9 protein-coding genes are annotated in these 14718 nt (G+C 52.4%); 5 read left to right on the forward strand and 4 right to left on the reverse strand.

Features of this window, described 5'->3' with window-relative positions:
• Window positions 1-4 precede the first annotated feature (4 nt).
• Together DMG62_03665 and DMG62_03670 are read right to left on the reverse strand one after the other, a co-directional pair.
• On the reverse strand, window positions 5-3202 hold the full coding sequence (locus DMG62_03665; protein ID PYY24396.1) for a hypothetical protein: 3198 nt from the start codon (window positions 3200-3202) through the stop codon (window positions 5-7).
• 171 nt (window positions 3203-3373) lie between these two features.
• Window positions 3374-4138: a hypothetical protein gene (locus tag DMG62_03670; protein ID PYY24397.1), complete on the reverse strand. Its 765-nt coding sequence runs from the start codon at window positions 4136-4138 to the stop codon at window positions 3374-3376.
• Between the two features lie 418 nt (window positions 4139-4556).
• Here DMG62_03670 and DMG62_03675 point away from each other — a divergent pair, with 418 nt between their 5' ends.
• From DMG62_03675 to DMG62_03695, 5 genes are all read left to right on the forward strand, one after another.
• Entirely contained in the window at window positions 4557-5375 is an 819-nt protein-coding gene (locus DMG62_03675; GenBank protein PYY24398.1) for a hypothetical protein, read from the forward strand.
• 69 nt (window positions 5376-5444) lie between these two features.
• Window positions 5445-6143 (forward strand): ABC transporter, encoded by a 699-nt coding sequence (locus DMG62_03680; protein PYY24399.1) that lies wholly within the window; start codon window positions 5445-5447, stop codon window positions 6141-6143.
• A complete protein-coding gene (locus DMG62_03685; GenBank protein PYY24400.1) occupies window positions 6130-7449 on the forward strand; it encodes an ABC transporter permease in 1320 nt (439 codons plus the stop codon). Before DMG62_03680 ends, DMG62_03685 begins: the two co-directional genes overlap by 14 nt.
• A 155-nt stretch (window positions 7450-7604) precedes the next feature.
• The gene (locus tag DMG62_03690) at window positions 7605-8141 is read left to right on the forward strand and encodes a hypothetical protein (protein ID PYY24418.1); all 537 of its coding nucleotides are present in this window, start codon (window positions 7605-7607) and stop codon (window positions 8139-8141) included.
• A gap of 18 nt (window positions 8142-8159) precedes the next feature.
• Window positions 8160-9473 carry a citrate-proton symporter gene (locus tag DMG62_03695; protein ID PYY24401.1) on the forward strand — a complete coding sequence of 438 codons (1314 nt, stop codon included), beginning with the start codon at window positions 8160-8162 and terminating at the stop codon, window positions 9471-9473.
• Between the two features lie 537 nt (window positions 9474-10010).
• Here DMG62_03695 and DMG62_03700 read toward each other — a convergent pair.
• Both DMG62_03700 and DMG62_03705 read right to left on the reverse strand, forming a co-directional pair.
• Window positions 10011-13193 carry a hypothetical protein gene (locus tag DMG62_03700; GenBank protein ID PYY24402.1) on the reverse strand — a complete coding sequence of 1061 codons (3183 nt, stop codon included), beginning with the start codon at window positions 13191-13193 and terminating at the stop codon, window positions 10011-10013.
• A 494-nt stretch (window positions 13194-13687) separates the two neighbouring features.
• A complete protein-coding gene (locus tag DMG62_03705; protein PYY24403.1) occupies window positions 13688-14677 on the reverse strand; it encodes a hypothetical protein in 990 nt (329 codons plus the stop codon).
• Window positions 14678-14718 lie beyond the last annotated feature (41 nt).

The following is a 14718-nucleotide window of genomic DNA, read 5'->3' on the forward strand; positions in this document are numbered from 1 at the left end:
TCTGTTACCAAATCAGCTTTAATCCAAACTGTAACTGCCGAGAGGGCGTCGCTGTCTGGTCGATCTGACCAGCCGTGCTAATGGGACCACCGGAAGCATCGAAAAGAGAACTATTGTTGATTGGCGGCGCAAAATTGGAGCGATTCAATGCGTTGAAGACCTCAAAACGAAACTGAGCATTGAAGTGCTCGGAAATTTTCTTGATGACGTTGTTTTTCACCAACGACACATCAAAGTTCACCAAGCCAGGACCGATGACAGAGTTTCGGTCGGCATTGCCAAGTCTTGTGATCGGATTGGGAGCTGCGAAGCAGGCAGTCTTAATGTAGTGAATCGGGTCGCCCGCATTCACAGGGTTGCCACTGCATCCGGCTCCGGTGATGCGATCAGGGAACGAGAAGGTGTCTTCACTCGCACTCAGCATTCCAAGGGGATCCCCGGAAATGAGAGGTGTAAATGGAAGTCCTGAACTCGCCTGAAAGATACCCCCAAACTGCCAACCGCCTAGCGCCCACCGAGCAGCCCCGGGCAGCGACTCCAGCGTAGGTAGCTGCCAAATGTAGTTGAGAACGAAGTTATGCCGAATATCAAAATCAGAAAGTCCACGTCTGAGATGCGGATCAAAGAAATAAAGGCTTGAAATCGAGTTTGCAAAAGCATTGCCGGCCAACGTTGACGATCCGTCATCGATAGTCTTAGCCCAGGTGTACGCTCCTCCAAATTGCAAACCGTGGCTCATGCGCTTAGAAGCTCGTACCTGTAGCGCGTTGTAGTGCGAGGAGACTTCCCAAAAAAGCCTGCTGACCTGTCCCACGTTTGGATTGATTCTGGTACCGCTGCCGACTGGAGTCGGCCAGACATAGCCCTGAGGCGTTTTTGCAATCGGTAGGACGATGTTGCTGTCGTCAGAACGAAACGGTTGGTGCACGCCATGCGAGCCTATGTAACCTACGAACGCCGTAAGATCTTTCATGAGCTGGTGCTCAATGTTCAGGTTCCATTGCATGACGTAATTCCTTGGCGGATCTGGTTCAAGGTTCAGATAGCGGAGTTTGTTTGCTCCCAACAAACCAGCTGCTGCAGTGGGAAAAGTTCCTGGCGCGAGTCGGACGACTGATCCTGACTCAAAAAACGGAGCCGACAAGATCGACACTAGTTGAAACTCATATGTCAAGGGCAGCACGTCGTAGATTCCGAATGCTCCTCGAACTGCGGTCTTATCGTCGTGAAACGGTGCCCAGGAAAATCCGACTCTCGGTTCAACGTTTCGAAGTGTCGGGTTCGAAAAATATGGAGGCCCTAGAACCGGTTGTGTATCGGTGATCTGATGAAGACTTGTAAGCTTGTTACGAGTCTCTGTCGGTACAGTAGACATCTCGTAGCGTACCCCCAGATTCACGGTCAGATTTGAGAAGGAATGCATATCATCCTGAACATAGCCAGCGACAATGAGCTGTCGGAGATCGCGGGGAGTCACTAGGCCCGGAAGGGCAGCATTGAAGCTCGTGGGCTGATTTGTCAGAAAATTCTTGATACTGCCGAAGGCAAACTGTCCATTTGGTTGTGATCTGCCAATCTGGTTAGCTTGAATTCTCTCTACGGAACCGCCGAATTTTAGGGAATGTATCCCCTTCGTCAAAAAGGCATCATCGTAGTATTGGAACGAGTTGAAGTGGAAGTCATATTCACCTGCACTCCCTAAGCCACCCTGGTAAAGGGTAAGACCGGAGACGCTGAGTGCACCGACGTTTCTCCCCGGAAAGAAGCCCAATGACGTGTCTTTCGCAACTGGATTGATCGCAGCCAGGTTCTTCGGCGCGTAAGCAACTGATCGACTGAATCCGAAGCGCGCGGTGTTGATCAGGTTTGGCCGAAATGTGTGTGTCTCCTCTGTTGTGAAGAGTTGGCGTCGTGACAAAGTGCCCAAAAGCACTGTATGCAAGTTATCCGGAGCCTGTGTATCGCTGTCGTCGAACATATAGGTGGCATTTAGATTGTCAGACTCGGATAGTTTTTCGTCGAACCGCGTTGTAGCAAAGTTTTCCTTCGCGATTTGAGTGTTTACAACAAAAAAGTCCGCGCGGTCCCCGCGGAGAGTTCCGTTGGGAAGCGGATAAATTTTCAGAAAAGGAACTACATTGGGATCTACCGTCACTTGGCCACTAACGAGCTGGCCAGTTCGCGCGTTGGGGGATAGCACGACAGAACGCTGGCTCACCCCGAGAGTCTGGCGCAAGCCTTCGTAGTCACCGAACATGAAGATCTTGTCTTTCTTGATTGGACCTCCCGCCGTGCCACCGAATTGATTCCGCTTGAAAGGTGGAATGAAAGGCAAGCCGTTCACTGGATTAAAGTCGAACGGATTGCGAGCATCGAGCGCACTGTTACGGATAAATTCGTAAGCAGAGCCATGAAAAGAATTGGTGCCGGATCTTGTGATCGCATTGATAATGCCTCCCGAGCTGCGTCCATAATCTGCGGAGGCATTGCTCGTTACTACCGAGAACTCCTGGATAGCGTCTACGCCCAGGTCTCCGCCTAGAACGCTCCCGGGTGCACCATTTCCATAGTCGTTAATACTGACGCCATTCATCCGATAGTTATTCTGTTGCGGTCGATTTCCTCCTATGGTCAGCTGCGTTCCCCACCCCCGGTTAACTCTTCCTGGGTTTGCGTTTAGCCCCACTGCGGTTCTTACGGTGGCAACTCCCGGCTCAAGACTTGCGAGAGCAGTCCAGTCACGCGCATTCAGCGGCAACTCCCTAACTGTGTTTTCATTCACGACAGCGTTGATCGTAGAATTCGTGGTCGAAACTTCAGGCGCCTCCGACGTAACCTGCACTTTTTCGGTCAGTGCTCCAACACGCAACTGCAGGTTAACACCTATTTCTGATCCAACATCAACGATCACATTGTCTTCGACCGTCGTGGCAAAACCAGTAGCAGATGCCGTGACCTGGTATGTACCGGGAGTTAGATTCGGCACACGGTAGAGACCGCTTTGGTTTGTCGTAACTGTCGTCACGATTCCGGTTGCATTATTCCTGATTGTCACGTTTGCACTCGGAATGTTTGCACCTGAGGTGTCCCGCACCGTACCAACGATAGTGCCACCGGACACTTGAGCAGAACCGCGTTCCACGCTCAGTGGGCATATAAAAAGAATCACAATTATTTGCACACTGAACTTCTTGAGGGTCATCACGGACCTCCGAATCGATTTTGCTAAGGAGTCGCGCGTGGGTTTGCAGGTGATGACGGCTCGCTAAGCGGAACCGAGAATATTCCGAAAAAAACGAAATAAATCATTAATTTAAATTAAGGAGCTCCGCACGACGGGCAGGATGTCCGCGTGTAAAGCGGTTTGCAGCGATTACTTCGTGGCATAGCTGTTTGCGCGTGCCATGTAGTCTCGGTGGGAACCAGCCACAGCAATCGCCTGAAGCCCAGAGTTGATCGCCTGATTTTCTTCGGGGGCGCGCTTCTCAACTCGGATGCGAAACGCGTTGTTGATCTTGTCGACCGCTTCAAGACTTGGTGCCACATACGCGAGATACACCCAACCCGCATCCATCGTGTGGACCTCGCCTGTGTCGATTTCATAGGACGTGATCCATCCATCGTGAAGGAATTGCTCATACATCGGTTTTTGATACTTGTCCCACCACTCCCTCCAATCGTCGCGTTTGCCCGGCTGAGTCAGAGTTGAATTGACATAGAAGATGCCATTCTTGCCGGAAGCCGAACGACTCCCCCGTAGCAGAATTCGGAAAAGAAAGTCATGTTGTTTAAGGGAGGAATTCCCGATCTCGCTCGTTGGCAAATTGGAGAGGGCATTCAATGCGCTGTCCAAGGAAGGCAGTGTCGGAATCTCGAACCAGTAACCGTGCGTCACGCCTTCGTCTTCCTTGACAATCGTTGTGTAAACTCCAAAATCAAAAATCGTTCCATCACGCATCAGTCTCTCGAGCACAGGACGAACGTTCTTGTCGAGCTCTGACGTGTATGCGACCAGATGTTGCGGCGGAGTTTTCCATTCTGAAACAAAGCGATAAGTGCGCGGAGGTAGCGTCTGGGGATGCGCGGCACTGACAAGAAATAGACTTACAAAGATCGTTAAGACACATTTTTGCCTCATTAACACGACCCCCTTTACAAACTCACCCTTCGGAGCGACAGCAGGCTGAGATCTCGCGCGTACCGCGAGAGAATAGTCCCCCCGGTAAATGAGAGCCTCATTAATTTTTTTTAAGCCAACGATCCCATCGCTATTGCGGTGTAAATTCAGGACAGATGCTGTGTTGGCTGCCGTTGAGTTCAGAGGTTACTTCTGCTGCGTAAGGTCAGACGCGTGCCGGATCTCCGAGTGGCTTTGTCGGCGAAGGGCTATTGCTCAGCCATATGATCTGCAGCTGAGGTCAAAATAAACAGGAATTAACCTTGGATTTCTGCTGGGCAAGCTTATTCTTTCCACCGCTGTGAGTTATCGAAGCTCACTCACTGGCCTGGCCGTGAACAGGGATGTACCGAGCAAACCAATTTTCGGAGCACCCTTAATGATGGAAGCCCTCCACCTCCGCATGTCTTTTGACAAGCGATGCTGTTTCACATTTGCCCTGGTTATTTTTCTGTCGATCTCAGCCGTTACGCTTTCGGCTCAGGAACCTGCCCAAAGCGCAACCCGGTATCCGCAGTTCGTCATCTTCTACAGCTACCGTTCATCACCCGAGAATCGTCCCGCTTTACGGAAATACATCGAGACGGATGGCGTGGCGCAGTTCGAGAAATGGAAGTCCGAAGGTGTCTTCAAGGATTACATGATTCTCTTTGCATCATACGTCCACATAAACTCTGTGCCTTGGGACATGTTGATTCGCATCGACTTCGATACCTATGGCGATACGGACAAATGGAGAGAAGTCGAGCGGGCAATGCCGGCAGGTTTGCCGCCAAAGATTCTGGCTATCGGTCCTCCCGAAAATTTGAACGTTGGAGAGACGCTGGACGCATCCGGAATGAGCTCGCGAGGTGCAGCGAAAGCCGTCTATGACGTCTCGTATTACAAGTTCAAAGTTCCATTGGCTGCCGGTAAGGACTTCGTGCAGGGCTACGTTACGCCACAGCTCCAAGCTTTCGTGAAGGAGAGTGTCCTCGCTGGATACGGTCTATACCTCAACAAATATGAAGGAACTGATTGGAGCTATCTGATCCTGTCGGAGTACTCGGATACAAAAACGTTCGAGCTGCGCGTGTCAAATAAATCAAAAATCCGCTCTCTCTTGGATCCGGCATGGAAGGCCTTAAACGACATCAAGACGGAACACATCCGCGACGAGCCCCACGGATTTATCGCAGAGCGCATCGTGCCCCGTTAATGTTGATTGTAGGCACGGCAGCAGCAAGATCTGAGAAGCCCGCTGTGTGATCGATGAGTGGAAATTGAAATGTTGATCGCGGAAGAATTCTCCAAGTATTTTGGATCTGTGTGTGCGCTGAAAGAGGTCGGGCTCTCCCTGCCGGATGGCCAAATTCTGGGACTCATAGGTCCTAATGGCGCAGGTAAGACGACATTTCTGCAGGGCCTCGCTGGTCTCCTTCCGATGAGCTCAGGACGACTAAGCTGGAATGGAGTTCAAGTTCCACTTCGAAATCGGCCAAAGTTACTGTTCTATCTGGAGGACGGAATTGCTCCACATCCTGATCTTTCCGTCGGTGCTGTCCTTGATTTTTATGCAAAGATCTTCGGACGCGGGGGCAACGAGAGGGATGAAGCACTTGAGAGGTTTGACCTTCCAAGTTATGCCTCCAACCGGATTAAATCTCTCTCAAAAGGCACTTTGAAACGATTGCTCCTAAGCCTAGCTTGGCTCGCTCACCAAGAAGTGCTGCTTCTCGATGAACCTTTCGATGGTCTGGATCTAAGACAGGTGCGCGGAGTTACATTGTCTTTGCGAGATCTGACAAGATGCGGCAGGAGTCTACTGCTTTCAATCCATCAACTGAGAGACGCGGAGCGATCCTGCGATCGGTTTGTGCTTTTGAATTCTGGTGGAGTAGTGGTTGCTGGCACTTTGCCTGAGCTGCAAGTAAAGATTGGACGCCCAGATGCCAATTTGGAAGATGTGTTTTATGCACTGGTCTAAGCTCAAACTTTTATTCCTGATCGAGTTGCGCACCCTCTTTGCATCTCGCGCTTTTTGGATCCTGCTGCTCATTTCTTCTCCTCTGACTGGCTATAGTTTTATGACAGCGATTGACCTCTATAACCAGTCCAGCCGCGCTGCCTTGACATCGCCTCAGCTAGCGACGGGATTGAACCCATTCGATGGAATTATTGTCCCGACTCTTGGCGGACTATATCTCGTCTTGACTTTGCTTTTCCCATTTCTGGCCATTCGCATGTTGTCAACGGACAAAGCCTCAGGAGCATTTCGCATCTTACTTCAGTTACCCTCATCTGCTGTTGATTTGATCGCCTCTAAGACTCTCGTGCTAGCGTGCGCTCTTCTGGTAGTAGAAATTCCAGGCATTCTGGCCATCGTTCTTTGGCGAGTCTCCGGTGGCCACGTTTATGTACCGGAAGTGTTTTCTATATTGCTTGGTCACGCTCTCTACGGACTAATCATTGGTGCCATCTCACTTTTCGCGGCAGCCATCACAGGGAGTGCCTCCACCGCTGCGATCGTCGCCCTTGGCTTTACGTTGGGTTCATGGGTTTTGGACTTCGCCGCTCTCGGCAGTAACGCTTTTGTTCGCGGCATTGCACGCCTCTCTTTGACGGCAGCTCTTAAACCGTTTGAACAAGGTCTTCTCGTCGGGGCCACGATCGTAGGTGGCAGTACTGCAATCCTTATGTTCCTTGTGCTCACCACGGTCTGGTGGCACCCAGGTAGGCTGATGTGGGAAAAATCATACGCTTCAACAGCAATCGTCATTGCGTGGATATTTATTGTTGTTTTCGCAAGATACACAGGATCGGCGGATTTTACAGAAGATCGGCGACATTCCCTTGCGCCAGCCGTGGTGACTGCATTAAGGCAGATTCAGAAACCGATTCGGATCACTGTCTATCTGGGTTCCGAAGATCCTCGTCTCCTTGATTTCAGCCAATCCGTTCTTGCGAAACTTCGTCGTGCACTACCTAAAACCAAAGTGGATTTTCCGTTGGGACGCGGGGGCGGATTCCTCGGATCGACTCAAGAAGACAAATACGGGTTGATCATTTATTCGGTTGGAACAAAGGAGGCACAAAGCCGTTCCACATCGCCAGAGGAGATTCTGCCACTACTGTGGGAGTTGGCCGGAATCGACCCTCCAATCCAGCAATCTGAATCTCCTTATCGCGGTTATCCTCACATAATTCACTCCTCCCGATTATCCGAGATATGTTTCTATCTCGCTTTGCCGTCGATCTCACTCTTAGGATTAGTGCATTCAATGAGGAGCTAAGTATGCAGTGTTTCTTTGTGCTTATCTTGACAGCCGTCACTTTTTTGCCTGCGGCAAGAGTTATTGATTTTTCCTCCGAAGCATTAGGAACAGAGCCCAAGAGTATGACACCTGTTGTTGGCGTCTGGACGATTGCCCAAGAGGGAGACAAGAAAGTGCTCATGGTGAACGGTAGTAAATGGAAGGAGGGTCAGCCGGCCACGAACTTGGCAGACAAAGCGCGTGCTTTGTATGGCGATCGATATGCAGAGTTCCTCGACAATGTGCGGGCTTTTGCGTATTACCCTTACGCCGTTGCAAAGGACGTTGAAGACTTCCGCGAAGGGGAAATTAGCATGCGTTTTAAGCCTTTAGCGGGAAGAATCGACCAGGGCGCAGGCATTCTCTTTAACTTGAAACCGACTGGCGACTATCTGACACTGCGTGCCAATGCCTTAGAAAACAATCTCGTGTTGTGGCAATTCAAGAATGGAAAACGAAGTCCTGTGAAGTGGGTTCGGAATACTCCGACTGCTACTAGGCAGTGGCATGACCTAAAGGTAAAGGTAGCGGGGACCAAGGTAGAAGGTTTTCTCGATGGAAAGTTGCTGCTGGAACATCAACTCACGCAGCCAGTCACCGGCAAAATCGGAGTTTGGTCAAAAGCTGACAGCGTTATGTATATGGATCAGTATGTTGTTGATCTGAGATAGGAGCCCTGAGGTTCTTATATGGAAAATTTAAGCCGAATCTCGAAAGCTCCAAAGATCTGGTCGATTGTGCGCGTTGCCAGCGGGAATTTCCTCGAAATGTATGACTTCATGGTCTTTGGTTATTACGCCCCAGAGATCGCTCGGACATTCTTTCCGACTGCCAGTCAATTCGCATCTCTGATGCTTACTCTGATGACCTTCGGTGCTGGGTTTCTGATGCGCCCTCTTGGAGCTATCGTACTTGGGACCTACACCGATCACCATGGCCGTCGCGCAGGCCTCATTTTGACTCTCGGGCTGATGTCAGTCGGCACTGTCTCAATCGCTTGTCTGCCTGGGTATCAGAAGATAGGACTCATTGCGCCACTTCTCGTCTTGCTGGGCCGATTACTACAGGGATTTTCGGCAGGTGCTGAGTTGGGTGGCGTTTCTGTTTACCTCTCCGAAATTGCCACCCCAGGACACAAAGGGTTCTACGTAAGCTGGCAATCGGCTAGCCAACAAGTAGCCGTTATATTTGCAGCTATTCTGGGCGTAATACTCCACTCACGCTTCTCGCCGGCACAGATGGTGGCTTGGGGATGGCGTGTGCCATTGCTGATCGGTTGCAGCATTGTGCCGCTCCTTTTTCTGTTGAGGCGAACGCTCGAAGAAACAGATGAATTTAAACGCCGAAGAACTCGTTTGAGCGGGCGCGAAATTCTGGTCTCGCTTGCGAATAATTGGCGTGTTGTGGCCATCGGGATGCTTCTGACAACGATGACTACGGTGTCCTTCTACATGATTACTGCGTATACTCCGACGTTCGGTAGTACCGTGCTGCGTCTTCCGAGTAGCGACAGCCTTCTTGTCACGTTGTGTGTGGCAGCCTCCAACCTATTTTGGCTGCCGATTATGGGGGCTTTCTCAGATCGTGTGGGGAGAAAGCCGTTGTTGCTTGCGTGCACGCTGCTTGCTCTCATCACTGCCTACCCAGCACTGGCGTGGTTAGTGGTTGCGCCGTCGTTCTCCCGATTGCTCGTGGTCGAACTGTGGTTGTCATTTCTTTACGCGAGTTATAACGGAGCAATGGTTGTCTTTCTCACAGAAATGATGCCCATTGAAGTCCGAACATCTGGTTTTTCTCTTGCATACAGCCTCGCGACGGCTATTTTTGGCGGCTTCACGCCTGCCATCAGCACATATCTAATTCATGTAACCGGCAATCGAGCCATTCCGGGACTATGGCTATCCTTTGCAGCGGCATGTGGATTGGCTGCCACTCTGGTTGCGAGGTCAGAACTGAAAAGCAGCCTGGAGGCGCAAGCCGCGGTTCCCGTCAGTGCGCGTTAGATCCGGCCTGCCGTTGCAACCCAAATTACCTACCCGACTCTCGCAAATGATTTTCAAAGCAACTGAAGAAGCGCTGGAGCAGAAAGGAACAATGGTCGATACGTAACTAATTCGAATGTGTTGCGGCCGATGGACGTCCAGACTCACGATACAAACACTGGCCGGGATTTGTCCACGGCACTGAATCGTATCGCGAGCCGCCTGTGACCTTACCAGCAACTTTCGATAGGAACAACCTTTCACCACTCAGACCCGAGACGTGGAGATACACGATCTTCGAGAGTTCGCAATACCCGGATGAACGCTCGATTGTGAGTTTGCGGATCAGGGAATCAGCGGCACATCGCAAAGAGGCCAGCACCTAACGAACTCATGCGGAACTGAACGGGACGAGCAACTCACCAGCGCCGTTAGGAATTGCCCTTGCTGCGACTGACGAATAGCTGTCTCGGTTCAACCTTGCCATTCCTGTTCCGGAAGTAATTCTGAGTCCTCAGGTGTGTAGGAATCGAAAGACGAACAAGGATCGGTTTCCGCTCACCAGATCACCTTGACTCCGAGTTGGATCTGGCGTGACGTCGTTTGCGTCGCCGTAAGCCGGCCCGCGTTGGCGAGCAGGTTGCCCGACTGGTTAAAGATTGCGTTCGTGCTCAGCGGCACCGCGAAGTTTGTGTGATTCAGAATGTTGAAAAACTCGGCCCGGAACTGCATCCGAAATGCTTCGGAGATGCGCGAAACAGGCACATTCTTGTATGCGGACATGTCAAGGTCGAGCAGGCCTGGTCCGACGACGCCATTGCGGCCCGAATTACCGAGTAGCGTGGCGGGCGACGGGAATGTGAAGCATTGCGTCTTGATGTAGTGCTGTGCGTTGCCGGAATTGACTGGGTGCTTACATTCGGGGGTGCTCAGGATGTTAGGGTATCCGATGGGATCGTCGCTGTTTAAGCCGAGCGGATCCCCAGAGATCATCGCTGTAAATGGCGTTCCCGAAGTCGAGTTCAGAATCGTTCCGAGCTCCCAATTGCCTAGTATGGCCCTCGCGAGCGCGTTCCCGCTCGGTGCAGGCACATTCCATAGAGAGCTGAGTGTAAACGTGTGAAAGATGTTGAAATCGCAGAATCCCTTGCGGTGCGCCTTATCAAAAAATAGAGGACTGGTAATTCCATTCAGGAACTGATCGCCGCGCGATGCTGCCGAGCCGGTGTCCAGGCACTTGCTCCAGGTATATGAGCCCTGAATCTGGAAACTATGGCTGAGCGGCTTGCGCACCATGGTCTGCAATCCGTGATAGTACGAGTCGCCATCCCACCAGTCGGACCTTAAGACCCCCGCGTTCGGGTCTTGCCGCGTCCCGCTCCCTTGCGGCGTCGGCCATACATAGCCTTGCGCAGTTTTCGCTACAGGCAGAACGATGTTGGAATCGTCCATCGTAAAAGCATTGTGAATTCCACGAGACCCAACATACGCGGCCTGCAGCGTCAAGTCGGAAATAAGCTGGCGCTGGATCGTGAGATTCCAGTTCATGATGTAGTTGCGAGGTGGGTCGGGCTGGATGTAGGTGCTACCCAGTCCCGTCAATGAGGAGAAATTTGCCAGACTGAATGCGCCCTTCGGGAAGGAGCCGGCCGGCAGATTCCGCACCGTCGTGCTTACTACGAATGGCGTACCTTGAGCAGCCTTCGGCGTGTAAATGTAAAGCAGCGGGAGGTGATCGTAAACACCGAAACCACCGCGCACGACCGTCCTGGCGTTCTTCTGCGGATCCCATGCGAAGCCGATCCGCGGTTCGAAGTTCTTGAGGGTTGGATTATTTGTGAAATACGTGTGGACCGGCACTGGCGCTCCGCCGTTCAAGTTCACAACTGTCTGAAGTCCGTCGTGAGCTTCGATCGGGTTGGTGCTTATTTCATAGCGTATGCCGTAATTGAGAGTCAGCGACGGGGTAAACCGCCAGTTGTCGTGGAAATAGCCGCCGATGATCGACTGCCTGAGCCCGGCTTCTTTCGACCGGGCTGGATCGAGGGCAAACAGGCTGGTCGGTTGGTTTGTCAGGAATTTCGCCAGTGAGCCAAAGGCAAACAGACCGTTCGGTCTGCGGAGCGCGAACAGGTTGTACTGCGATCGCTCAAACGAGAAACCGACCTTGAACGAATGCGTGCCGTGTGTAATGAAAGCGTCGTCGTAAAACTGGTATGAGTTTCCAATATGGTCGAAAAACGAGTTCGCTCCAACTCCTCCGTTGAAGGTCGTAAGTCCAGGAACAGTGATGATTGCAGCCGCCCGGCCAGGGGCAGTACCTAAGCTGAGATCGGCAGCCTTGGGATTGATCGCAGCTCCGGCAGTGTTCACGAACCCTTTGGTCCGGTTGTAGCCCCCTCGGACCGTGTTGATGAAGTTCTGAGTGAAGACGTGAGTTTCCTCGATCGCGATCAGTTGGCGGCGAGTGAGATTCCCGAAGAACTCGTTGTTCAACGAATCAGGAACGTCAAAGCTGGCGTCGTCAAACATATATGTGCCGAACAAGCTGTCTGTGTTCGAGAAGTGATGATCAATCCGCGTGGTAAAGAAGTTCTCTTTCAATGTTTGGTCGGTGGCGACGTTGTAGACGCCCGTATCCCCGGCGCCAAGGAGCCCCGCATTCGGCAGCGCCCAGAAATCGAGATAGGGTTTCACGGCAGGGTCCACGGTCACGTTGCCGGTCGAGAGCTGCCCGTTTCGCGCAGCCTGCGATGGAACCGTGTCGCTGAATGTGACACCCTGGTTCAGGCGCAAGCCTTCGTAGTTACCGAAAATGAATGTCTTATCCTTGATGATCGGTCCTCCCGCTGACCCGCCGAACTGGTAACGCCGTAGCGGAGGCTTCGTCGCGGCATCGAAGTAGTTGCGTGCATCAAGCGAGCTGTCGCGAAAGAAACCAAATCCCGCGCCATGGAATGCGTTGGACCCGGTACGCGTAATGGCATTGATTACACCGCCAGAAGTTCTTCCGTATTCCGAAGAATAGTTGCTGGTCAAAACGGAGAACTCGCTGATTGCATCGACGCCCAGATTGGCACCGCCGGCGCCGCCAGGTGCGCCATTCGAATAGTCATTAATGCTCACGCCGTCAATCCGATAATTGTTCTCCTGTGGGCGGTGACCGGCGACGGTGAGCTCGTCGCCAAAGCCACGGTTGCCGCGTGAGGATGTCGCACCGACTGTCGACTGCGTGCGAACGCTGGTGACACCCGGTTGCAGCGTTGCCAGGCTCGTCCAATCACGCCCGTTCAACGGAAGCTCGCGAAGCGTGGAAGCATTCACGACTGAGCTCAGCGTCGACGTCGACGTATCCACAATGGGTGTTTCCGCTGTAACCTCAATTTTGTCCTGAGCGGCGCCGACCCGTAGGATCAAATCAATAGTCAGTTCAGCTCCTACTGTAAGAACAACACTCCTTCGCACAAGGTTCGAGAATCCCCGCGCGGAGGCAGTCACGTCATATGTTCCAGGTAAAAGGTTCGCTGCACGGTAGAACCCGCTCTCATTCGAATTCAACTCGGTGTCAACGCTCGTGGCGACGTTGTGCACGATCACTTTCGCATTGGGCAGAGCAGCTCCAGAAGTGTCGGAAACCGTGCCGGCAATGACTCCGCCGGCGACTTGGGCAGAGACGGAGGATACGACGCTACTTGCGATAATCAACGCAACGACGAATGTGCACGCATCACGACGACGCATACGAACCTCGCTTTCGCTGCTACACCGCTAAATTGGACGCGACGATACAACAGGTTGCCCATTAACTTTTCCTTAATGTTTGTTCATGGAAACTCGAGGCCAATATCAGCTGGGTTCCGCAATCTTTCGCGCGGTCGATCTCAACCAATTCGCGGATATGTGAAGTGCGGACACACACGGATTATCGGTACAACTTCGGTACAACGAGAGAGAGAGAGAGAACGAACGGTGTGTTGGGCTCCTAAGCACACCAAAGCAAGCACTTGGATTTTTGATTTCGGTTCCAGAGCAAGCGTCGGAGGTTCAAATCCTCACTACTCTTGCGAGCAGCTGGAAATTGTCATGCATTTCCGCCTACCGTGGTGCGGCTGTTGTGAGTTGATCCTGCTCGCGTGGCGCTGTCTACGCCATCAATCGACCTGCGCATCACCGGGCGAACGGCCCGCGAATGAAACTCAGCGTGCGGCTTGATCGCGAGTTCTCCCGGAGGAAGACTATGGCAGAGTCTCGAAAGCAAGGACACGGGCACCATATTTTCCTTCGCCAGGGGACACTGCTATATACAAGCGGTTCAGTTCGGGAACGAGGAGACACGTCTTCGCTCCGGGCGCAGTGGGTACCTTGGCGATTAGCTCGTAGTGATCGGCATCCTTCTGTTGATACACGGCGATATATCCCTCAGCTCCAGGCACATAGATGCGCTTCCGCGCCCTGTCGAAAGCCATGCCGTCAGAATGTCCAGCTGTCTCCCATGCCCCGACCTGCTTACCACTCTGCGTATCTAAAACGACGAGCTTGGCCGGCTTGCGGCAGACGATAAAAAGACGATGGTTGGGTTCGTCGAGGATCATCGGCGAATTCTCGCCAGCACTCTCAAGCCGCCAGCGATCAACGATCTTCATGCTGTCACGATCTACGACGTCAATCTCATTATGGTCCGTGACGTTGACGAACATCCGCTTACCCTGCGACTCAAGCGCCATGCCTTCGACGTGCGCGGAGTCAAACTTGAGATCGGCCTTCTTGCTAAAGTCCCTCGTATCGATTACCGAAAGCACCGACTCCTTCATTTGTACGTCTTTGCCCCCGGTAACCACATAAGCCTGGTGCTTGTCCGGATCGTAAGCGAGCGAATCCGCGCCCGGGATAAGTGGGACTTTCTTCAGGAGTTGAAAATCTGGGCCGTTGAGGACCTTCGACATACTCTCTCCGCCGTCGGTCACAAGCAGCTTTTGTGAGGCAGGAAGATAGAGGATGCTGTGCGGCACCTCGAAGCCTCGGATTGTCCTGAGCCACCTGGTGCTCTTCAGATCGAAGACCTCCAGCGTGCCGTGGTCCTCGGCTGCCAGGAACAGCCGATTGCCATTGACATCAGCGGCAAAATGATCGAAGTCGCCAGAGTACTTTGGCAAATCAACGCTCGCTACAAGTCTTAGCGGTGTGCTATCACTGGCTGCCGCACACGTTACGCAGAGAACTGCCAACGTTAGCAAAGCTCTCCTCATGTTCTTTCCCCCACGCATTT

The sequence above is a fragment of the Acidobacteriota bacterium genome (genome assembly GCA_003225175.1).
In the GTDB taxonomy this organism is placed as follows: Bacteria; Acidobacteriota; Terriglobia; order Terriglobales; family Acidobacteriaceae; genus Gp1-AA112.

What these genes read in the sequence shown, in the direction of transcription:
- DMG62_03665 (PYY24396.1), bottom strand. Translation starts at nt 3,202, where the DNA reads ATGACCCTCAAGAAGTTCAGTGTGCAAATAATTGTGATTCTTTTTATA.
- DMG62_03670 (PYY24397.1), bottom strand. Translation starts at nt 4,138, where the DNA reads ATGAGGCAAAAATGTGTCTTAACGATCTTTGTAAGTCTATTTCTTGTC.
- DMG62_03675 (PYY24398.1), top strand. Translation starts at nt 4,557, where the DNA reads ATGATGGAAGCCCTCCACCTCCGCATGTCTTTTGACAAGCGATGCTGT.
- DMG62_03680 (PYY24399.1), top strand. Translation starts at nt 5,445, where the DNA reads ATGTTGATCGCGGAAGAATTCTCCAAGTATTTTGGATCTGTGTGTGCG.
- DMG62_03685 (PYY24400.1), top strand. Translation starts at nt 6,130, where the DNA reads ATGCACTGGTCTAAGCTCAAACTTTTATTCCTGATCGAGTTGCGCACC.
- DMG62_03695 (PYY24401.1), top strand. Translation starts at nt 8,160, where the DNA reads ATGGAAAATTTAAGCCGAATCTCGAAAGCTCCAAAGATCTGGTCGATT.
- DMG62_03700 (PYY24402.1), bottom strand. Translation starts at nt 13,193, where the DNA reads ATGCGTCGTCGTGATGCGTGCACATTCGTCGTTGCGTTGATTATCGCA.